The sequence below is a fragment of the Vibrio sp. Y2-5 genome, from assembly GCF_014596725.1.
Classification (GTDB): domain Bacteria; phylum Pseudomonadota; class Gammaproteobacteria; order Enterobacterales; family Vibrionaceae; genus Vibrio.
In genome coordinates this window covers 213,252-235,752 of sequence record NZ_JACVEG010000006.1, presented here as the reverse complement: position 1 = coordinate 235,752, position 22,501 = coordinate 213,252, and the positions used below count along the sequence as shown (strand labels likewise).

Annotated in this window: 19 protein-coding genes; 9 read left to right on the top strand and 10 right to left on the bottom strand. The window is 44.6% G+C overall.

Features of this window, described 5'->3' with window-relative positions; translation table 11 throughout:
- Window positions 1-22 precede the first annotated feature (22 nt).
- Together lptG and lptF are read right to left on the bottom strand one after the other, a co-directional pair.
- Window positions 23-1,093, bottom strand: a complete 1,071-nt coding sequence (gene lptG / locus HUO09_RS15785) for an LPS export ABC transporter permease LptG (protein ID WP_167412817.1) — start codon at window positions 1,091-1,093, stop codon at window positions 23-25.
- A 3-nt stretch (window positions 1,094-1,096) separates the two neighbouring features.
- On the bottom strand, window positions 1,097-2,200 hold the full coding sequence (gene lptF, locus HUO09_RS15780; protein ID WP_167412818.1) for an LPS export ABC transporter permease LptF: 1,104 nt from the start codon (window positions 2,198-2,200) through the stop codon (window positions 1,097-1,099).
- A gap of 191 nt (window positions 2,201-2,391) precedes the next feature.
- On the opposite strand from lptF, the gene pepA reads away from it, so the two are divergent.
- The 3 genes from pepA to HUO09_RS15765 all read left to right on the top strand — a co-directional run bounded on the left by pepA (window position 2,392) and on the right by HUO09_RS15765 (window position 7,391).
- Window positions 2,392-3,900, top strand: coding sequence for a leucyl aminopeptidase (gene pepA / locus HUO09_RS15775; RefSeq protein WP_167412819.1), 1,509 nt, complete (start codon window positions 2,392-2,394; stop codon window positions 3,898-3,900).
- Between the two features lie 65 nt (window positions 3,901-3,965).
- Window positions 3,966-4,415 carry a DNA polymerase III subunit chi gene (locus HUO09_RS15770; protein ID WP_188234530.1) on the top strand — a complete coding sequence of 150 codons (450 nt, stop codon included), beginning with the start codon at window positions 3,966-3,968 and terminating at the stop codon, window positions 4,413-4,415.
- Window positions 4,416-4,529: 114 nt separating this feature from the next.
- The gene (locus tag HUO09_RS15765) at window positions 4,530-7,391 is read left to right on the top strand and encodes a valine--tRNA ligase (protein WP_188234529.1); all 2,862 of its coding nucleotides are present in this window, start codon (window positions 4,530-4,532) and stop codon (window positions 7,389-7,391) included.
- A gap of 117 nt (window positions 7,392-7,508) precedes the next feature.
- Here the strand turns inward: HUO09_RS15765 and HUO09_RS15760 are convergent, their stop codons facing one another.
- The gene (locus HUO09_RS15760; RefSeq protein ID WP_167412822.1) at window positions 7,509-8,471 is read right to left on the bottom strand and encodes a D-2-hydroxyacid dehydrogenase; all 963 of its coding nucleotides are present in this window, start codon (window positions 8,469-8,471) and stop codon (window positions 7,509-7,511) included.
- A gap of 82 nt (window positions 8,472-8,553) precedes the next feature.
- Window positions 8,554-9,291, bottom strand: coding sequence for a pseudouridine synthase (locus HUO09_RS15755; RefSeq protein ID WP_167412823.1), 738 nt, complete (start codon window positions 9,289-9,291; stop codon window positions 8,554-8,556).
- A 268-nt stretch (window positions 9,292-9,559) separates the two neighbouring features.
- Between HUO09_RS15755 and HUO09_RS15750 the strand changes: the two genes are divergently transcribed.
- Window positions 9,560-10,834: an Nramp family divalent metal transporter gene (locus tag HUO09_RS15750; protein WP_188234528.1), complete on the top strand. Its 1,275-nt coding sequence runs from the start codon at window positions 9,560-9,562 to the stop codon at window positions 10,832-10,834.
- A gap of 106 nt (window positions 10,835-10,940) precedes the next feature.
- On the opposite strand, the gene rapA is transcribed toward HUO09_RS15750, so the two are convergent.
- Entirely contained in the window at window positions 10,941-13,850 is a 2,910-nt protein-coding gene (gene rapA, locus HUO09_RS15745) for an RNA polymerase-associated protein RapA (RefSeq protein ID WP_188234527.1), read from the bottom strand.
- 421 nt (window positions 13,851-14,271) lie between these two features.
- On the opposite strand from rapA, the gene HUO09_RS15740 reads away from it, so the two are divergent.
- From HUO09_RS15740 to HUO09_RS15720, 5 genes are all read left to right on the top strand, one after another.
- Window positions 14,272-15,648, top strand: a complete 1,377-nt coding sequence (locus tag HUO09_RS15740) for a PhoH family protein (RefSeq protein WP_167412826.1) — start codon at window positions 14,272-14,274, stop codon at window positions 15,646-15,648.
- A gap of 116 nt (window positions 15,649-15,764) precedes the next feature.
- Complete coding sequence (gene argF / locus HUO09_RS15735) at window positions 15,765-16,769, top strand: ornithine carbamoyltransferase (protein WP_188234526.1); 1,005 nt, start codon at window positions 15,765-15,767, stop codon at window positions 16,767-16,769.
- 395 nt (window positions 16,770-17,164) lie between these two features.
- Window positions 17,165-18,094: an aspartate carbamoyltransferase gene (pyrB, locus tag HUO09_RS15730; protein WP_167412828.1), complete on the top strand. Its 930-nt coding sequence runs from the start codon at window positions 17,165-17,167 to the stop codon at window positions 18,092-18,094.
- Window positions 18,095-18,106: 12 nt separating this feature from the next.
- Window positions 18,107-18,574, top strand: coding sequence for an aspartate carbamoyltransferase regulatory subunit (gene pyrI, locus HUO09_RS15725; protein ID WP_167412829.1), 468 nt, complete (start codon window positions 18,107-18,109; stop codon window positions 18,572-18,574).
- A gap of 117 nt (window positions 18,575-18,691) precedes the next feature.
- Complete coding sequence (locus HUO09_RS15720; RefSeq protein WP_042485372.1) at window positions 18,692-19,081, top strand: RidA family protein; 390 nt, start codon at window positions 18,692-18,694, stop codon at window positions 19,079-19,081.
- Between the two features lie 95 nt (window positions 19,082-19,176).
- On the opposite strand, the gene HUO09_RS15715 is transcribed toward HUO09_RS15720, so the two are convergent.
- From HUO09_RS15715 to mlaC, 5 genes are all read right to left on the bottom strand, one after another.
- Window positions 19,177-19,905, bottom strand: coding sequence for a 1-acylglycerol-3-phosphate O-acyltransferase (locus tag HUO09_RS15715; RefSeq protein WP_167412830.1), 729 nt, complete (start codon window positions 19,903-19,905; stop codon window positions 19,177-19,179).
- Window positions 19,906-20,014: 109 nt separating this feature from the next.
- A complete protein-coding gene (murA, locus tag HUO09_RS15710) occupies window positions 20,015-21,280 on the bottom strand; it encodes a UDP-N-acetylglucosamine 1-carboxyvinyltransferase (RefSeq protein ID WP_188234525.1) in 1,266 nt (421 codons plus the stop codon).
- Window positions 21,281-21,289: 9 nt separating this feature from the next.
- Entirely contained in the window at window positions 21,290-21,544 is a 255-nt protein-coding gene (ibaG, locus tag HUO09_RS15705; RefSeq protein WP_167412832.1) for a BolA family iron metabolism protein IbaG, read from the bottom strand.
- A complete protein-coding gene (locus HUO09_RS15700) occupies window positions 21,537-21,866 on the bottom strand; it encodes a lipid asymmetry maintenance protein MlaB (RefSeq protein ID WP_167412833.1) in 330 nt (109 codons plus the stop codon). Before HUO09_RS15700 ends, ibaG begins: the two co-directional genes overlap by 8 nt.
- Window positions 21,863-22,501 (bottom strand): phospholipid-binding protein MlaC, encoded by a 639-nt coding sequence (gene mlaC, locus HUO09_RS15695; protein ID WP_188234524.1) that lies wholly within the window; start codon window positions 22,499-22,501, stop codon window positions 21,863-21,865. The genes HUO09_RS15700 and mlaC overlap by 4 nt, the downstream gene beginning before the upstream one ends.

The window sequence follows — 22,501 nt, the reverse complement described above, 5'->3', positions numbered from 1 at the left end:
GCTAAGCCTTCCTTTTTATTTATTAGAGTTTTCTTCTCAATAGCAACAGAGCGATAGTTAAGAACACCAAACTTGGAGCAACAGCGCCAAACACAGGCGGTATATTGTAAACCAAGCTAAGAGGTCCAAAGAATTCACTAGAAATATAGAAGGTGAAACCTGCAATTACCCCAGACAAAATTCGGGCTCCCATGGTTACACTTCTTAGCGGACCAAATATAAATGAGAGCGCCATCAGCATCATTACTGCAATAGAAAACGGCTGAGAAATCTTACGCCAGAACGCCAGCTCATAACGGGATGAGTCTTGTTCTGATGCTTTAAGATAGTGAACATAATCATAAAGCCCACTTAACGCTAACTCTTCAGGTTTTACTGTCACCACCGCCAATTTATCCGGTGCTAACGCGGTTTCCCAACGATATTCTGGCAATGAGTGTTTTGAAATTACGATGTCATCACTCATATCTGTCACGACAACATCTTTCATTAACCAAATATTTTCGCCGACATAGTCTACTTGTTTTGCGTTATAAACCTGACGTAAATGCTTATCTTGATCAAAACGCCACATATTCATAGCGTAAAGTCGGTTGTCATTGATCTTGCCTATGAAGATAAAATCGTTGGCATCTCTCGCCCAAACCCCTGTACGAACAGATAAAATCTGTCCTCCAGACGTTGCAAAAGAACGCAAATCACGCGCCATTTTCTGCGCTTGTGGTGCTCCCCACTCCCCTAAAAGAGTAATGATGATCATAAGAGGCACAGCTGTCTTTAGAACCGATAAACCGATATCCAACTTAGAAAAGCCAGCCGCTTGCATAACCACAAGCTCTGAGCTTGCAGCTAAAGCACCTAAACCAATCAAAGCACCTAACAACGCAGCCATCGGGAAGAACATCTCAATATCGCGAGGTATACTAAGCAAGACGAAAATCAGTGCTTGAAGCAAATCATACGTTCCTTCACCGACTTTACGTAGCTGTTCCACGTATTTGATAATTCCAGACAAACCGACAAAAGTAATCAGTACCAAGGTGCTCGTGGCTATGATTGTTCGTCCGATATACCAATCTAAAATCTTAAACACGACCTAAGCTACCCTTTTCTTTTGTTTGAATTTGTCTTTCAATCTTCTTATCGCAACGCTATCCATCAGGTTAGCCATAATCGCCGCAATTAATAGCGCAGCATTTATCGGCCACATACCAACAATGGTAGGAATACTGCCATCTTCAATCGCCGATTTAGTCGCACTGATTGCCAAGAAGTAAGTGAGATAAATTAATATTGCTGGTCCCATCTTGGCAAAACGTCCTTGCCTCGGATTAACCGCAGATAAAGGAACAACCAACATAGTTAACAATGGAATACAGACAACCAGAGAAATACGCCACTGAAGCTCAGCTTGTGCTTGTCTGCTCGAGTTCTTCACCAATTCTAGAGTTGGTATTGCTTCCCAGTCTCGACCACGCTCTTTTACTGCGCGCTGCCCTATCAAGCCTTCGTACTCATCAAACTTGGTCACCATATAATCGACACGAGTAGGCACACCTTCATAGCGGGTACCTTCGTACATAGTGATCACTTGTCGACCATCGCTTAACTCTTTCACATTTCCATAGTTTGAAAACATCACACTTGGAAGGATCGACTCACGCGGTGCCAGTTGTGCTACAAACACATTCGAGAGTTTACGGTTTTCAATATTATCGATGAAAACCACCGAAGAACCGTCTGGTGAACGTTGAAACTGTCCTTTTTGCAATAAATCGACACTGTTTTCAGAAGCAAGCTGCTCCATCAAATGTGCTTCTTTGTCTTGGCTCCAAGGAGACAACCACATCGAGTTGAATGCAGCCACACTTGCAGTAATAACTGCAAGATACAAGGCAGCACGTACCAAGAACTTATTCCCGATACCCGTTGCATTCATGACTGTAATTTCACTTTCAGCGTATAAACGGCCAAAAGTAAGCAGAATCCCGATATAGAGACTCAAAGGCAGCATTAATAAACCCATTGCAGGCATGTTTAGACCAACAATGGATAAAATCATTCGAGCTGGAATTTCACCGTCGGAAGCATCAGCCAAAACGCGAATAAACTTTTGGCTTAAAAACACTAAAAAAAGTACGAAAAATATCGCAAATTGGCTCTTTAGTGTCTCGCGGATCAAATATCTAACAATAATCACGCTGAAATTACCTATACAAAACTTGTTTTTTTGATGGAATCACTATAATTTCTCGTTGAATCTTTTATTTTTTTAATTTTTGACTAACTGTTAGTACACTTAACAAAGATGTAATCCTGATAAGGATTCAACAAGTGTAGATGCATTATCTAACATTTAGTTCTATTTGTCTTCAAGATGTAGGAGTACGCATGGAGTTCAGTGTTAAAAGTGGTAGCCCTGAAAAACAACGCAGTGCATGTATTGTTGTTGGGGTATTCGAACCACGTCGCCTTTCTCCAGTCGCAGAACAGCTCGATAAAATCAGCGACGGCTATATTAGTTCACTACTTCGTCGTGGTGACCTAGAAGGTAAACCAGGTCAGATGCTTCTTCTGCATCAAGTACCGGGTGTTCTTTCTGAGCGCGTATTACTAGTTGGTTGCGGTAAAGAGCGCGAACTAGGTGAGCGACAATACAAAGAAATCATCCAAAAAACCATCAGTACTTTGAACGAAACTGGTTCAATGGAAGCAGTGTGCTTTTTGACTGAGTTACACGTAAAAGGTCGTGATACTTATTGGAAAGTTCGTCAAGCTGTTGAAGCAACCAAAGACGGCCTTTACACCTTTGACCAGTTCAAAACAATCAAGCCTGAAACTCGCCGTCCATTACGTAAATTGGTATTTAACGTACCAACCCGTCGTGAATTAAGCTTAGGTGAGCGCGCAATTTCTCACGGTTTAGCGATTTCATCTGGTGTTAGAGCTTGTAAAGATTTGGGTAACATGCCGCCAAACGTCGCAAACCCAGCTTACTTAGCTTCTCAAGCTCGTCGTCTTGCGGATGATTACGAAACCGTAACCACCAAGATTATCGGTGAAGAAGAGATGGAAAAACTGGGTATGAGCTCGTACCTAGCGGTTGGTCGTGGTTCGAAAAACGAATCAATGATGTCCATCATGGAGTACAAGGGCAACCCTGACTCAGAAGCAAAACCGATCGTTCTTGTAGGTAAAGGTCTGACTTTCGATTCAGGCGGTATTTCTCTTAAACCAGGCGAAGGCATGGATGAGATGAAATACGACATGTGTGGTGCAGCTTCAGTATTCGGTACAATGAAAGCGTTGGCGAAACTGAACCTACCGCTAAACGTTATCGGTGTTCTGGCTGGCTGTGAAAACATGCCTGGTAGCAACGCTTACCGCCCGGGTGACATCTTAACCACCATGTCTGGTCAAACAGTTGAAGTACTAAACACCGATGCTGAAGGCCGTTTGGTTCTTTGTGATGCTCTGACTTATGTTGAGCGCTTTGAACCGGATTGCGTGGTTGACGTAGCAACGCTTACTGGAGCATGTGTTATCGCATTGGGTCACCACATTAGTGGTGTGGTATCGAACCACAACCCTCTCGCTCATGAACTTGTTAATGCTTCTGAGCAAGCAAGTGACCGTGCATGGCGTCTGCCAATGGCTGACGAATACCACGAACAACTAAAGAGTCCATTTGCTGACATGGCAAACATCGGCGGTCGTCCAGGTGGCACGATTACCGCAGGTTGTTTCCTGTCTAAATTCGCTAAGAAGTACAACTGGGCGCACCTAGATATCGCAGGTACCGCTTGGAAATCTGGCGCGGCGAAAGGTTCTACGGGGCGTCCGGTCTCAATGCTTGTCCAATTCCTGCTTAACCGCAGTGGCCAAGAGACCGAGGAATAATCCTCATTGATAAAAAGGGCCGTAAGGCCCTTTTTTAGTAATACGGTTCTAAGTACAAAAACACTATGCCTACAGCAACGTTCTACATCGTCAAAGAAGATAGCCCACAAAGCTCTGCACAGGGGTTCAATGATTACGTGGTTTATCTCTGCCAACACTTTTCACGTCAAGGTGCAAAAGTGTACCTACAATGTGGAGATAAAGTGCATGCCGAAAGAATGGCGGAATGTTTTTGGCAAGTGGAAGCGAATGATTTTGTCGCACATAATCTAGTAGGAGAAGGTCCGAAATACGGCACTCATATTGAGATTGGCCATATTGGCGTGAAACCTTCTTGGAACCGCCAATTGGTAATAAATTTGGCCGATAATCATACAACCTTTGCGAACGCCTTCACAGAGGTGGTAGACTTCGTCCCCTGCGAAGAAAAAGCAAAACAATTGGCGCGCGAACGTTACAAATTGTATCGCCAAGCCGGTTATCAATTGCAGACCATTGAAATCCAGTATCCGTAAAACCAACTGGATAAAAATAAATGTTCATCCTTATAGTTAAGCTCTCTTGAGAAAGAGAACTCACTTATAGCGATAGACTTAAATTAACCATCAAAGCATCCATTTAAGAGCACTATGGAAAAGACATACAACCCAACATCAATCGAACAAGATCTGTATAAGACTTGGGAAGAAAAAGGCTACTTTAAGCCTCACGGTGACACATCAAAAGACGCATACAGCATCATGATCCCGCCACCGAACGTCACTGGTAGCCTTCATATGGGTCACGCATTCCAAGATACCATTATGGATACCTTGATTCGTTGCCAACGCATGAAGGGCAAAAATACCCTTTGGCAAGTGGGTACAGACCACGCTGGTATCGCAACTCAAATGGTTGTTGAGCGTAAAATCGCTGCAGAAGAAGGCAAAACTAAGCACGATTACGGCCGTGATGCATTCATCGATAAAATTTGGGAATGGAAAAACGAGTCTGGTGGCACCATCACTAAGCAGCTTCGTCGCTTAGGTGCATCGGTTGATTGGGATCGTGAACGTTTCACTATGGATGACGGCTTCTACAAAGCGGTTCAGGAAGTGTTCGTTCGTCTATACAAAGATGATCTTATCTATCGTGGTAAACGTCTGGTTAACTGGGATCCAAAACTGCACACCGCAATTTCTGATCTTGAAGTTGAAAACAAAGACGTTAAAGGCAACATGTGGCACTTCCGCTACCCTCTAGCTGATGGTGTTAAGACTGCTGAAGGTAAAGACTACATTGTTGTTGCAACCACTCGTCCTGAAACCATGCTGGGTGATACAGGCGTGGCAGTAAACCCGGAAGATCCTCGTTACAAAGATCTTATCGGTAAAGAAATCATCCTTCCAATCGTTGATCGTCGTATCCCTATCGTGGGTGACGAACACGCCGATATGGAAAAAGGAACGGGTTGTGTGAAAATCACACCAGCTCACGACTTCAACGACTATGAAGTAGGTAAGCGCCACCAGCTACCAATGATCAACATCTTCACCTTTGATGCTAACGTTCGCGATGCAGCGGAAGTATTCAACTCAAACGGTGAAGCAAGCGAAGCATACAGCACGGAACTTCCAGCTAAATACCAAGGCATGGAACGTTTTGCAGCACGTAAAGCAATCGTGGCTGAATTTGAAGAGCTTGGCTTACTAGACGAAATCAAAGATCATGACCTAACCGTTCCTTACGGTGACCGTGGTGGCGTGGTTATCGAACCAATGCTGACTGACCAATGGTACGTCCGTGCAGGTATTCTTGCTGAGCCTGCAGTTAAAGCGGTTGAAGATGGCGATATCCAGTTCGTTCCAAAACAGTACGAAAACATGTACTTCTCTTGGATGCGTGATATTCAAGACTGGTGTATCTCTCGTCAACTTTGGTGGGGTCACCGTATCCCGGCTTGGTACGATGCTGAAGGTAATGTTTACGTTGGCCGCAACGAAGAAGAAGTTCGTGCCGATAACAACATCCCAGCTGATGTAACACTAAGCCAAGACGAAGACGTTCTTGATACTTGGTTCTCTTCTGCACTTTGGACGTTCGGTACTCTTGGCTGGCCGGAGAAGACTGACGCACTGAAAGTATTCCACCCATCTGAAGTATTGGTGACAGGCTTTGACATCATCTTCTTCTGGGTTGCTCGTATGATCATGATGACCATGCACTTCATCAAAGATGAAGACGGCAAACCACAAGTTCCATTCAAAACGGTTTACGTTACTGGCCTGATCCGTGACGAAAACGGCGACAAGATGTCGAAATCGAAAGGTAACGTGCTAGACCCTATCGATATGATCGATGGTATTGATCTTGAGTCACTGGTAACCAAGCGTACCGGTAACATGATGCAGCCTCAGCTTGCTAAGAAGATCGAAAAGAACACACGTAAGACTTTCGAAAACGGTATCGAACCGTACGGTACTGATGCACTGCGCTTTACTCTTGCAGCAATGGCTTCTACGGGCCGTGATATCAACTGGGATATGAAGCGACTTGAAGGTTACCGCAACTTCTGTAACAAATTATGGAACGCGAGTCGTTACGTAATGATGAACACAGAAGAACAAGATTGTGGCTTCACTGCGGGTGCAGAACTTGAGTACTCACTAGCAGACAAATGGATCGAGTCTCAGTTTGAACTGGCAGCCAAAGCCTTCAATGAGCATATCGATAACTACCGCTTAGATATGGCGGCTAACACGCTATATGAGTTCATCTGGAACCAATTCTGTGACTGGTACCTAGAACTGACTAAACCAGTATTATGGAAAGGCTCTGAAGCGCAGCAACGTGCAACACGTCGCACGCTAATCACTGTGCTAGAGAAGACTCTGCGTCTGGCTCATCCAGTATTGCCATACATCACTGAAACTATCTGGCAAAGCATCAAGCCACTGGTAGACGGTGTTGAAGGCGATACAATCATGCTTCAAGCTCTACCTCAGTACGATGCAGAGAACTTCCATCAGGAAGCTCTGGATGACATCGAATGGGTGAAATCATTTATTACTGGTATTCGTAACCTGCGTGCAGAGTACGATATCAACCCGGGTAAACCACTTGAAGTTATGCTGAAAGCAGCAAGTGAGAAAGATGCTGAGCGTCTGGAAGCGAACAAGCAAGTACTGGTTTCTCTGGCGAAACTTGAAAGCGTACGCGTACTGGCAGCGGGTGAGACAACTCCAGCATGTGCGACTGCTCTTGTTGCTAAATCTGAGCTGATGATCCCAATGGCTGGTCTTATCGATAAAGATGCAGAATTGGCGCGTCTAGCGAAAGAAGTAGCGAAGACTGAAGGCGAAATCAAACGCATCGAAGGTAAGCTAAGTAACGAAGGCTTCGTAGCTAAAGCGCCTGAAGCGGTTATCGCAAAAGAGCGTGAAAAGCTTGAAGGCTACAAAGATACGCTAGCGAAATTGGAAGAACAGAAAGCGACTATCGCTGCTCTATAATCTCAGCTAGAACAAAAAATAGTAAGGCAGCCAATTGGCTGCCTTTTGTTTTTGAGAACGTTCACTTCTATATTATTGCTGTCATTCCAGCGAAGGTGGTTATGACAAATGTTGAACCTAAACCACTCGGTTCTGCTCTTTCCCTTCAACGAACGCTTCAATGTTACTGACCAGAATTTGTGCGAGCTGACTGATGGCAGAATCACTCCCCCACGCGACATGGGGTGTAAGTAATAAGTTGGGCAGATCCATATTCGCTAACAGCGGATTATCAATATCTGCTGGCTCTTGAGTAAAGACATCCACACCAGCCCCTGCTATTTGGCGTTTTTTGAGTGCATCCACCAGCGCAATCTCATTCACTAATCCACCGCGACCAGTATTAATCAGAATCGCGTTAGGCTTCATCTGAGCAAACTCTTGCTCGTCAATAATATTGCGCGTCTCTTCACTTAATGGACAATGCAGTGTTATCACATCCGCCTGCTTTAACACCGTTTCAAATGGTAGGTAGCCCTCTCGGCACTCTTCTGCACCTTTACGCTCTGCAAACACAACATTCATACCCAGAGCTTTGGCTAACTGAGCCGTTGCCTGACCTAAAGCTCCACCGCCAATAATGCCCATTGTTGAGCCCGCGATATCACCAATAGGATGAGTAAAGAAACAGAACTGCTTATTACGTTGCCATTCTCCCGCAGCAATATCGTGATGATAGCCCATCAGATTACGACGAAGAGAAAATATCATCCCCACGACATGCTCTGGCACAGAACGAGTGGCATAACCCTGAACATTACAAACAGCAATATTGTTCGCTCGGCAATACTCAATATCGACGTTATTCACACCTGTGGCAGAAACCGCAATCAGCTTAATATTTGGCAACAGCGCCAAAACATCACCGGAGATGACGACTTTGTTGGTTATGACGATATCTGCGTTGTATATGCGCTCAAATACCTGTTCAGGGCTAGTAAAATCGTACTCTTGCCACTCATGTTCTACGGTTAGGCGGGGTAACTCGATATGCTTGGGGATGGTTGCGCGATCTAGGAAGACAATTTTTGGGGCTGACATAGTTTCTCCTTTATTACCCTTTCTCGTTGAACCTGCAGCGTTCTAGCCTGCAACGCAAACGAGTTCGGGTAGCTACCTAGATTCAAGTTCTCGGTAGCGTTTTATAATCCGGTAATTTTCTCTCAGGATCGAAGTGCTGCAAAATTTCTTCCTGTGCTTCGGGATAAAAGTCACAAGGTACAAAAATACTTCGTAGCCAGTGGCTGCGAGGGTGATAGAAACTCAACTCAGCAGCGTGCAGTTCCAAACGGTCTGTAAAATCAATCGCTTCTTGAGGTGCGTAAAACTCATCGCCAACAATCGGGTGCCCCAATGCCATCATATGAACACGCAATTGGTGAGAACGACCAGTGATAGGAAGCAAACGCACTACTGTGGTTTTCTCTTCACGCTTCACGACATGGAACATGGTTTGAGAGGGCTTACCGTTTTCAAAACAAACCATCTGTTTCGGACGATTTGGCCAGTCGCAAATTAATGGAAGGTCAATCATACCCTCGTCCTGCTCAACAATACCCCACACACGGGCATAATAGATTTTATGCGTCAGGCGATATTGAAACTGCTTCTTCAAGGCCGATTCCATATAGGTATTTTTGCCAAACAGCATTAAACCGGATGTCGACATATCTAAACGATGCACGACTTTCACATCAGGATATTGTTCAACTAGGCGACTCCACATGCTGTCATAGTGCTCTTCCAGTCTACCCGGAACGGACAGCAATCCAGACGGTTTATTAACCGCAATAATGTAGTCATCCTCATATACCACATCAATCCACGGATCCGTTGGTGGGTGGTACTCAGTCATCGCCATGAAAGTCATCTCAAATAAAAAAAAACGCCGCATTATAGCAGCTAAACAGCCCGCTGTTAGCTGCAAAATGACGTAACCATTTTCACGCCAAATGTCTCAACCTTACGGAATACGAAAAAAGATCTAAAAGGTTTGTAAATATAAATTGACACAAAAAGTAGCTGTGATATTGATGTGTAGTATTGACATTAAAGTCATCCTGACCAGCCAAGCTGGCAGGCTATAAAAAATATTAAACACAACATCATAATTCTAAGGAATAACAAGAATGGAAAACGCCGTATCATATCCATCAGAACAACGGCTATCTTTGTCTCAATTAATGCGCTCATTAGGGCCAGGGATAATGATGGCTGCAGCGGCTGTTGGTGGCTCACATCTCGTTGCATCAACCAAAGCTGGCGCTATTTACGGTTGGCAATTAGCGATACTGATTCTGCTGGTAAACTTATTTAAATACCCATTTTTTAAAGCAGGCGTTCAGTACACAATGGGCACAGGTGAAAGCCTTGTCGAAGGTTATGCGAAGCTCGGTAAACCGTACCTTTGGGTATTCACTATCCTTGCTGTTTTCTCATCAGTGGTAAATACCGCAGCACTTCTGATGTTCAGCGCAAGTTTACTTAGCTACTTCGTACCGTTTGACCTGTCACTTCCAGTACTATGTGGCATCGTATTAGTGACTTGCTTAGTCATTCTTTTTGCTGGTCATTACAAAGCGTTGGACACGTTGTCAAAAGTCATCATGGCTGTGCTAACCATTGCTACCTTACTGGCAGTCGTTATTGCGGCGACAAATTCTGCCCCAGTAAGTACTGTAGCTGCGGAAACGCCTTCTCCATGGACGATCGCTGCGATTGGTTTCCTAGTCGTAACAATGGGTTGGATGCCGGCACCAATTGAAATATCAAGCCTTACTTCTGTATGGCTAAAATCTCAATGCCGCCATCAAAAAGTCACTGCTCAATCTGCACTGTTTGACTTCAACGTAGGTTACATCGGTACTGCTATTCTAGCGGTTGTGTTCCTAGCTCTAGGTGCGTTAGTACTGAATGGCACAGGTGTAGAACTCTCTAAATCTGGTGTTGGTTTCTCACATCAGCTTGTTGGACTTTACGCATCCACCATTGGTGAATGGTCTCGTTACCTGATTGCGGTTATCGCTTTCTTCTGTATCTTCGGTAGTACGATCACGGTGATTGATGGTTACTCGCGTGTTATAGCGGAATCTCAACGTCTGATCAAAGAAGATAAAGAGCAGAGCCCGAAAGTCCTTCAAGCTTGGATGATTGTTGTATCAGTAGCAGCACTGGCTATCATAGTGTTCTTCGCATCTGCACTCATGCCAATGTTGAACTTTGCAATGATCATGGCGTTCATGACAACACCGATCTTTGCTCTGCTGAACTACATTCTGGTCACTAAAACACCATTACCAAAAGAACTTGCGGTTGGTCCGAAACTGAAAGCTCTGTCGATTCTAGGTTTAGTCTACTTGTTTGGCTTCCTAGCACTGTTTGTTTGGTGGAAGTGGATCATGTAATTTATCTGCCCTCTTTACACCTTGGATTTCACACCCTTTAGGTAGAGAGCGATAAATAGAAAAAAGGCCTTCTGACGAAGGCCTTTTTGATTTTTGTGAATTTTTCTTAGTTGTGTGCAACCACAATCAATCGAAGAGAATCGAGCTGAAATTGAGCCTGAGTGATGTACCCAGAAAGCTCATTAATTTGCTGTTCGATCACTTCAATCTCTTCATCACGAATGTTCGGGTTGACTGCTTTCAACGCCTGTAAACGCTCAAGCTCAGAGTTAAGGCTGTGTTCCATCTCTTTCTGTGCTTGCTCACGAATCGATTTCACTTCTTCAACGGCAAACGCTTCACTTGCTGTGATTAGGTTATGTACATCATTTTGTACACTGCTGACCAGCTTGCTCGCCAAATGGCGATTCACAGGGCTTAGTTGACGGTTAAAGCCTTCAAACTCAACTTGGCTTGAAAGATTATTACCACGAGCATCCAAAAGAATACGAATCGGTGTTTTCGGTAAGAAGCGAGAAATACCGCTGCGTTTCGGTGCTTGGGCATCGACTACGTACACTAGCTCCAACAAAATCGTACCCACTGGCAGAGATTTGTTCTTTAGCAAAGATACCGCAGACGTACCCACGCCTTCACTCATCAGAAGATCAATACCACCTTGGATCATTGGATGCTCCCAACTGATAAAGTGCATATCTTCACGTGACAAAGCAGTATCGCGATCAAACGTGATCGTCGCACCTTCATAAGGCAGCCCCGGATAGCTTGGTACCATCATGTGTTCAGATGGCGTCACAACAAGCGCATTTTCACCATGGTCATCTTGATTCAAACCAATGGTATCAAATAGGCTTAAAGCGAAAGTCACTAGATTGGTATCACCGTCTGTCGCAGCAATTTTCTCTGCGATATCCAACGCTTTCTCACCGCCATTGGAGTGCATTTCTAACAGACGATCGCGACCATGTTCTAGCTGAGATTTCAGCGCTTTGTTCATTTTCGCTGATTCTTCGATGATCTCATCAAGATCATCGCTGCCGCCAGCAGCCAAAACTGGAACTAGGCGCGACACAAACTCATCATAAACGGCACGACCTGTTGGACACGTTTCAGCAAATGCATTCAAACCTTCATCGTACCAACGAGCCAGAATCCCTTGCGATGTGCCTTCAAGATACGGAACAAAAATATCAATGTCGCGCTGTTGACCGATACGATCCAAGCGACCGATACGTTGCTCAAGCAAGTCAGGGTTAAATGGCAGATCAAACATCACCAGTTGGCTTGCAAACTGGAAGTTACGACCTTCAGAGCCGATTTCGCTACAGATAAGAACCTGAGCACCGCCCTCTTCTTGCGCGAAATACGCAGCCGCTTTATCTCGTTCGATGATCGACATTCCTTCATGGAATACCGTTGCACGGATGCCTTCACGTTCACGAAGCGCTTGCTCTAATTGCAGTGCGGAACTTGCGCGTGAAGCAATCACTAGGATCTTCTCACTGCGTTTCTCTTTCACTTTTTCAATCAGCCAGTTAACACGTGAATCAAACTGCCACCAGCTTGAGTTCTCACCTTCAAATTCTTGGAAGATCTCTTCTGGATAAAGCATTTTCATCGCACGAGCTTCAGGGCTGATCTTGCCGCCAATCAGTCCGGACACACGCATAGACGTTTCATACTGCGATGGAATTGGCATCGGCATTAAATGCACATTACGCGTTGGGAAACCTTTCACTGCAGCACGAGTGTTTCTAAATAACACACGCCCCGTACCGTGGCGGTCCATTAAGTTATCGACTAACTCTTGGCTTGCAGAAGCTTTCTCTTCATCGCTTGCCTGACTTTCCAGAACGCGGAATAGCGGTTCTACGTCTTGTTCAGAGAGCAGTTCGGTGATTTGGTTTTTCGCTTCATCACTAAGCTTCTGACCTGAAAGCAAAGCACTCACTGCATCTGCGACAGGCGCATACTGCTCTTCTTCTTGAACAAAGGCGTCATAATCATAGAAACGGTCGGCATCAAGTAGACGTAAACGCGCAAAGTGACTTTCACGACCAAGCTGCTCAGGTGTTGCGGTTAGAAGAAGCACACCCGGTGTGCGTTCAGCTAAACCTTCAATAACCTGATATTCACGGCTTGGATTATCCTGAGACCACTCAAGATGGTGCGCTTCATCGACAACCAGTAAGTCCCACTCAGCTTCTAAGGCTTGTTCAAAACGCTGACGGCTCTTACGTAAAAAGCCCAGCGAGCATAATACGTACTGTTGAGTTTCGAATGGGTTATCAGCTTCAGCAAACGCTTCAACACAACGCTCTTCATCAAAGATAGAGAAATGCAGGTTAAAGCGGCGCATCATCTCTACCAACCATTGGTGCTGCAATGTTTCTGGAACCACAATCAGAATGCGTTCAGCACGACCAGAAAGTACCTGTTGGTGGATGATCATGCCGGCTTCAATAGTTTTACCCAAACCCACTTCATCAGCCAACAAAACACGTGGTGCATAACGACGGCCCACTTCATGAGCAATATACAGCTGGTGAGGGATCAAACCTGCGCGCATGCCACACAAACCACGCATCGGACTCTTGTGTTGTTGAAACTGATTAGTTAGAGAGCGGTAGCGCAACACGAAGTTATCCATACGATCAATCTGACCTGCGAACAACTTATCTTGTGGCTTGTTGAATCGAATTTGATTACTCAGGAAAATTTCACGCAGAGCAACACCTGACTCTTCCGTATCTTCACGAGTTCCGAGGTAGGTGAGCAAGCCCTGATCTTCAACCACTTGCTCAACTTTGAGTGACCAGCCTTCTTGGCTATCAATAACGTCGCCAACATTAAATGTCACTCGTGTTACTGGTGCGTCATTGCGAGCGTACACTCGGTTTTCTTCTGACGCTGCAAACATAAGAGTAACAGTTCGCGCATCCATTGCTACGACGGTACCTAAACCTAAATCGCTTTCCGTATCGCTAATCCAGCGTTGCCCCAAAGCAAAAGTCATTAATCGACTACCTCATCAATTTGGATTGGATAATTATAAATAGAAATCTGCCACATAGAGAATTCAGCTCCTAATTATGATCGCTTTAGGAGAGTGCAGCAGAAAAAGGTCGCTAATCTTACTTGATGGCGTGATGCAGGTCACGCTCAATCCCCGCATTTTTTATTCTAGTGTGTGCTGACATCAAACTGTAAGAAACCAGTGGCATTTCTTAGATAAGACGTTGCTATACTCAACTCAGATAAACAGATAAAACCGAGTGAAAATTTGGCACAAAGTCTGCTTATCAAAACAGTGAGTATCAACTCGGGTTTGCAGTAAGTCGCAAGAGATCGAAAGCCTACCCAAAGTGTACGATTCATTGCGACCTCTATTGCCGACATCCTATGAAAGCAAGCTATACGATAGCAAGGAGACGCTTATGGGCGATACCGATCGGAAACTGTTTGTACTGGATACCAATATCCTACTTCATGAACCTCTAGCCATTTACTCCTTCCAAGAACATGATGTGGTCATTCCTATGACCGTCCTCGAAGAACTCGACCGAATCAAAGACAGCAAACGCGACGTTGCGCGCGATGCTCGTGTGGCGATTAGAGCGTTGGAGAATTTGTTCCACGATGCAACACCAGATGAGATATCAGAAGGGATCCCTTTTACCAAACAAAGCAGTGCGACCGGCACCATTTCAATCTTAGCCGACTATGATGTCCACGAGAGCGTAAAAGCTTTCACCGACAAAGAAGGCGACAACCGTATACTTAACGCTGTACTCCATTTACAGAACAAACGCGCCCCTCGCTCAGTTGTTCTTATTACCAAAGACATCAACATGCGTCTGCGTGCCAAAGGCGCTGGCGTACGTTATGTTGAAGACTATCGTACTGACCAACTGATTGATGATGTCCAGTACCTCACCAAAGGTTTCCAGACCAGAACAGGTAATTTCTGGGATGATATTGAGAATGTAGATAGTTATGCACTCGAAGGCAAAACCTATCACAAACTCGATCGTGAACCGTTTGAACCTACTTATATCAACCAATATGTGATTGACGAAGAGAGTGATTTTGCTGCGCGAGTAGAAACCATCTCCGAAGACAAAATTACTCTGCTAGACAAGAGCCGCGAGCGCATGATGCATCGCAAAGCTTGGGATATCACACCAAAGAATATCTATCAGGCCATGGCGTTAGATGCTCTGCTCGATCCTGAAATTGATTTGGTGATTCTGACGGGGGCTGCAGGTAGTGGTAAAACATTGCTTGCGATGGCTGCGGCACTAGAGCAAACCGTAGAGAAGAAGATGTTCGATAAGATCATCGTCACTCGTAACACACCGGATATTGGCGAATCTATCGGTTTCTTGCCGGGTACAGAGGAAGAAAAAATGATGCCTTGGCTGGCAGCGGTCACCGACACGCTTGAGGCTTTACACAAGAATGACCACTGTACTGAAGGCTCTTTAAAATACATCGTTGATAAAGCCAATATTCAGTTCAAATCGATTAACTTTATGCGCGGACGCTCAATACAAGACGCATTTGTGTTACTGGATGAGTGTCAGAACCTTACTGCTTCACAAATCAAAACCATCATCACTCGCTGTGGTGAAGGCACTAAGATTGTGTGTTCAGGTAACCTTGCTCAGATCGATTCACCATACCTAACCCCTGTGACATCGGGGTTAACTTACATGGTTGAGCGCTTCAAAAACTTTGAAGGCAGCGCCAACATCCACCTCAACGGTGTCGTTCGCAGCCGCTTGGCTGAGTTCGCTGAAGAGAATTTATAAGCACATTTGGCGAGATGTTAAGCACGTCTCGCCACTTATTTAAAATAACTATTCACTTTTATAGCATTTCTATGTTTAACTAGCCCTACTCGTTATTTGTATCTAAGGACTGAGTCATGGCTTTCAATTTACGTCACCGCAATTATCTTAAACTGCTTGATTTTACGCAGAAAGAAATCCAATTCTTACTGGATCTCTCTGCTGATTTAAAACGAGCAAAAAAAGCGGGCACTGAGCAAAAAAAACTAATCGGAAAAAACATCGCGCTCATTTTTGAAAAAGCCTCTACTCGTACTCGCTGTGCCTTTGAAGTTGCTGCTTTTGATCAAGGCGCACAGGTCAGCTACCTTGGCCCTTCAGGTTCGCAAATTGGCGACAAAGAATCGATGAAAGATACCGCTCGCGTATTAGGCCGTATGTACGACGGCATTCAATATCGCGGCTTTGGTCAAGAAATTGTAGAAGAGCTCGGCAAGTATGCAGGCGTACCAGTCTGGAATGGCTTAACCGATGAGTTTCACCCAACTCAAATTCTGGCAGACTTCTTAACCATGCAAGAATACTCTCGCGGTAAATCACTCAGCGAAGTTAAGTTCGCTTACCTCGGTGATGCTCGTAACAACATGGGTAATTCACTGATGGTTGGCGCGGCGAAAATGGGTATGGATATCCGCTTAGTTGCACCAAAAGCGTACTGGCCAGATGCCGAGTTGGTGCAAACATGCCAAGACTTAGCAGCAGAAAGCGGCGCAAAAATCACGCTCACTGAAAATGTTGCGGAGGGCGTCACAGGTTGTGATTTTCTTTACACCGACGTTTGGGTCTCTATGGGTGAAGCACCAGAAGCATGGGATGAACGTGTCGCCCTAATGAAGCCTTATCAGGTCAATATGGATGTGATTAAAGCCACTGGCAACCCACATGTTAAATTCATGCACTGCTTACCAGCTTTCCACAACGATGAAACCACTATTGGTAAGCAAGTAGCTGAGAAGTTTGGTATGAAAGGCTTGGAAGTCACCGAAGATGTGTTTGAATCTGACTATTCAATTGTGTTTGATGAAGCAGAAAACCGCATGCACACCATTAAAGCAGTGATGGTTGCAACGCTGGGCGATTAGCGAGGTGATAAATGACGTAATCGCTTGCGTCACTAAAAACAAAGCGTATAATTCCCAGCAATTTGTCTAGGGGGACCCAATGAAATTGATGCATATTGACTATCGTGCAGCTAAAAATTTCGGTAAGCAATTACGCTTACAGGGCAAACTGTTTTCCCCCGTTGTTGAATTTTAAAGCCTCCCTTATTGGGGGGCTTTTTTGTACCAATACCGATAATTAGATATTCAAAATATTGCGCAGATAAAATCACTGAGAGCAAGGCAGAATTTGTGTAACTAGTCATGCTAATTACATAAATTCTAACGTAGCTATCGGTGATTTTAGCAAGTAAGAATGATTAGATAATTGTTGGTATTGGTACCGCCACTTTAAGAAAATGATAGGGAAGAAGATCATGGCTAACTCGCTTTATAATAAGCACATCATCTCCATTTCTGAGCTTTCAAGACAAGAATTGGAATTGATTGTTCAAACTGCCGGCCAGCTTAAAGCTGAACCAAAACCTGAGCTGATAAAAAACAAAGTCGTTGCAAGCTGTTTCTTTGAGCCGTCGACTCGTACGCGCTTATCATTTGAAACGGCGATTCAGCGTATCGGTGGCAGCGTCATCGGTTTTGACAATGGCGGTAACACCTCGTTAGCAAACAAAGGGGAAACACTGGCGGATTCCGTTCAGATTATTACCTCTTATGTGGATGCATTTGTTATGCGTCACCCACAAGAAGGTGCAGCACGTCTTGCTTCTGAGTTTTCTAATGGCGTTCCTGTCATCAATGCGGGCGACGGTTCAAACCAACACCCTACTCAAACGCTTCTCGATTTGTTTACTCTGTATGAGACTCAAGGTCGACTAGACAATCTGAACGTGGCTTTTGTCGGTGACTTAAAATACGGACGCACGGTGCATTCACTTGCTCAAGCTCTGGCTAAGTTTGATAACAACCGTTTCTTCTTTGTGGCACCAGACGCATTAGCGATGCCTGATTACATCTGTGAAGAACTGGATGAAGCGGGAGTGGAATACAGCTTACACAGTGATATGGAAAGCGTGATCCCAGAACTCGATATCCTATATATGACTCGCGTACAAAAAGAACGTTTTGACCCATCTGAATACTTACACATTAAGTCAGCTTTCGTTCTAACCGCTGCAATGCTTGAAAATGCCCGTGAGAACATGAAAGTTCTTCACCCGCTTCCTCGTGTTGACGAAATCACCACCGACGTAGATAAAACACCTCACGCTTATTTCTTCCAACAAGCGAACAACGGTGTTTATGCGCGCGAAGCACTGTTAGCCCTAGTTTTGAACGAATCACTGTAATCGGAGTCTGTCATGAGTAAAGAAACCAAACTACAAGTCGAAGCCATCAAAAACGGCACAGTGATTGACCATATTCCGGCACAAGTGGGCATCAAAGTTCTCAAACTGTTTGATATGCACAATACCCAGCAACGAGTAACTATTGGTTTAAATTTGCCATCGTCTGCTCTTGGGCATAAAGATCTGCTAAAGATTGAAAACGTGTTCATCAACGAAGAACAAGCGAACAAACTTGCGCTTTACGCTCCACACGCAACGGTAAACCAAATCGAAAACTACCAAGTGGTGAAAAAGCTTGCTCTGGAACTACCTGAGAAAATCAACAGCGTGTTTGCCTGTCCAAACAGCAACTGTATTTCTCACAACGAACCGGTAGAAAGCAGCTTCAGTATTGTTGAAAAAAATAACGATATTCGCCTGAAGTGTAAGTACTGTGAGAAAGTGTTCTCCCGCGAAATCGTGACTGAGCGCGAAGGTTAATCAAGCCTTTACCTATCAAGGTATAAAAGGCAAACTGCTAGGGTCTGTTATTTGGGTGATGTTCACACCGCAAGTAGACAGACCTTTTTAATTCGAATAATCAATGGAATAAGAACCATGACAAAAGTTTTGCACACAGAATCTGCTCCAGCGGCAATTGGTCCATACATTCAAGGTGTTGACCTTGGCAATATGGTTTTAACTTCTGGCCAAATCCCAGTTAACCCAGTAACGGGTGAAGTTTCTGACGATATCGCAGTCCAAGCGCGTCAATCTCTAGACAACGTAAAAGCTGTGGTTGAAGCTTCTGGCTTAACAGTTGGCGATATCGTAAAAATGACTGTATTCGTAAAAGACCTAAACGACTTTGGCACAGTGAACGAAGTTTACGGTAAATTCTTTGACGAGCACAACGTCGCTCACTACCCTGCTCGTTCATGTGTGGAAGTGGCTCGCCTACCAAAAGATGTAGGTATCGAAATCGAAGCGATTGCCGTTCGTAAATAATTTTATTTGAGCAATCAACACCGCGCTATAGGGTGTGATTGAACAAACAAAAAGGGTTGCCTAGGCAACCCTTTTTTACTCATCATTAATAAACGCTATTTTCTCGCGTTACGCTGAGCGATTTCTTTATCAAGCTCTTCCAGCTTCACTTTCATCGCTTCATGACACTGATTTGAAAGTGCACGAACTGACTTGTCTTTGTATTCTTCGACAGTCACAGGTGGCAGCATTTCAACAATCACGTGGCCGTTATCCCAACGATTTAAACGTAGTTTATGGGTTGAACTACAAACGATAGGAATCACAGGAACTTGAGCGCCCATTGCCGCATGGAACGCGCCAGTTTTAAATGGTAATAAGCCACGACCGCGAGAACGAGTACCTTCAGGGAACATCCACACTGATACGTCACTGTTTTTAATGCTATCAACCACTTGGTTGATTGTACCTTTCGCTTTTGTTTTGTTTGCTCGGTCAATCAGAATATTACCCGTCAACCAGTACAGTTGGCCGAACAGTGGCATCCACGCGAGGCTTTTCTTACCCACGGTAACCACTTTCGGTGTCACCGCAGCTGAAACAGTGAAAAGATCCCAGTTGTTTTGGTGGTTCGCGATGTAAATCGCCTGTCCACGCTTGTAAGCATCTTCTGGAATACGAAGTTCCAGCTTAATACCAAACACTTTCGACATCGCTGCAAACATGCGGCCAAAAGTGAATACATGCTTCGGGTTACGCGGGCTTAATAAGCAGTAACCACATCCGAATACAAACATCACTACAGCAAAAATAGCGACAGCAATGATACGAAATAATGCAATCATCTGTTTTCTCCAAAGGAGCTTTACAACCCAAGTTCGAACAAAAATCAAAGCTCAGGTCAAAATAAAAAGCCGAAATCAACAGACTTCGGCCGATATACCAAAATGAAAATTAGCTTGCGTCATGAACGCGCTGAATATTCGCGCCAAGTGCCGAAAGCTTATCTTCAATACGCTCGTAACCACGATCAATATGGTAAATGCGGTCAACAATGGTTTCGCCGTGAGCAATACAACCCGCAATCACTAGGCTTGCAGAAGCACGTAGGTCTGTCGCCATCACTTGTGCACCGCTTAACGATTCCACATCGCCGCAAATGACTGTGTTACCTTCGATTTCCGCTTTCGCGCCCATGCGCATCAGCTCTGGAACGTGCATAAATCGGTTTTCAAAAATGGTTTCAGTAATCACACCGCCACCCTTTGCCATCATATTAAGCAAAGTGAACTGGGCTTGCATATCGGTTGGGAAACCCGGATGAGGAGCTGTGCGAATAGATACCGCTTTCAACTCACGTTCCGTCATATCTAAGCTGATCCAATCTTCACCCGTTTCGATATCAGCACCCGCTTCTTCAAGCTTAGCAACAACCGCTTCCAGCAATTTGGCGTTGGTTTTACGACAAACGATTTTGCCTTTAGACACCGCCGCAGCCACTAGGAAAGTACCTGTTTCAATACGGTCTGCTACAACGGTATGCTTACCACCACCAAGAGACTCAACGCCTTCGATAGTAATAGTGTCAGTACCTGCGCCAGAAACTTTCGCACCAAGTTGATTTAAGAACTTAGCGGTATCGACGATTTCAGGTTCACGCGCTGCGTTATCTAAAATGGTTTTACCTTCAGCCAATGTTGCTGCACACATGATAGTGATCGTCGCGCCGACACTGACTTTATCCATGACAATGTGCGCACCTTTAAGGCGACCATCAACACTGGCTTTTACGTAGCCGTCTTCTAAAACAATCGTTGCACCCAACTGCTCAAGGCCATGAATGTGAAGATCCACAGGACGAGCACCGATAGCACAACCGCCAGGTAGTGATACTTGGCCTTCACCAAAACGGGCAACCAATGGACCTAAAGCCCAGATAGAAGCACGCATTGTTTTTACTAAATCGTATGGAGCACAGAATTGATTAATCTGGCTAGGATCGACGTGAACAGAACCATTGCGTTCTACTTTAGCACCCAAGCGCTTAAGCAGTTCCATTGTGGTATCAATATCACGCAGGTGAGGTACATTGCTCACCTCTACTGGCTCAGTAGCCAGAATAGACGCAAATAAAATTGGCAGTGCTGCGTTTTTAGCACCAGAAATGGTCACTTCACCTTGTAGCGGCTTATCTGACCCAATAACTCGAAACTTATCCATTCACTAACCTTAAAGTGACATCAATTTTTTATCGCGAGCCCACTCTTCAGGCGTGAACGCTTTAATAGAAACGGCATGAACATCGTTGCGCTTAATATATTCCATTAATGGACCGTATATTAGCTGTTGTTTCTTCACACGGCTCATTGATTCAAAGCATTCATCCACAGCGATAACTTCGTAGTGGCTGCCTTCACCTTTACAATGGATCTCTTGAAGGTTGAGTGCTTGATCTAAGATTTCTTTAAGTTGTGTGCTATCCACAATTCACCCCGTTGGAAATTTGTATATGTTGAGACATCAACTCTTCAATATTGCTCAACTGAAATAGTGTGCCCAGCTCTTCTGGCACAAAGCTGAGCATTATATGGCAATTTCGTTTTTTTGCATGCTCTATTAGGTGAATCAACATCACCATACCAGCAGAATCAATACGTTCGACATTCTGTAAAGAGACTTCAAACTGCTCAGATTCTGGCTGCCATTGCTGCAATGCTTGCCATAAGAGCGGCACCTTATCACGATCCAGCGCTCCGGTCAGCTTCGCTATTTCTGAATTAACCACCTGCCATTGCGGATGCATCATTGGGTTTTGCTCTCAAAACGAATCGGTTGTGTCGACAATTCTTGCAATTCTTTTGCAACAGCCAGGATACCTTCTTGGCGGATTTTTCCATTCCATTCAGATTGTTTGCTCGTCAGGAAACTGATGCCTTCAGCTATCATGTCGAATGCCTTCCAATCACCGGATTTTTCTTTGCGTAACTTAAATTCCAGCTTAATGTTTGGACGCGGAGCATCAATAATATCCACCTTAATACTTGAAATTCGGCGGCCATCTTCAAGCTGTGGCTCTGGGCCAAACTCGATTTCTTGGTTGGTATACTGAGTCAAAACCTGCGCGTAGTTTGTGACTAAATAAGCTCTGAATGCTGAAATAAACTCACCCACATCCTCTCTTTTCGCACCTTTCAAATTTGAACCAAGAAGTTTTAGTGCCGCATATTGCTCGTTAATGTAAGGCATCAGCTCTTCTTCAACGATCTCTTTTAAGTAATCTGGATTTTCTTGAATCTTTGGTTGCTCTGCTTTCAAACGTTTAAATGATTGCTCAGCAACTTGCTTCATCATTTTATAAGGGTCGGTGCGGTCAATTTCTTGGGCGTTCACTGTCCACGAAAAGAGTACTACCAACAATGTAGTGACATAACGTTTCAACAT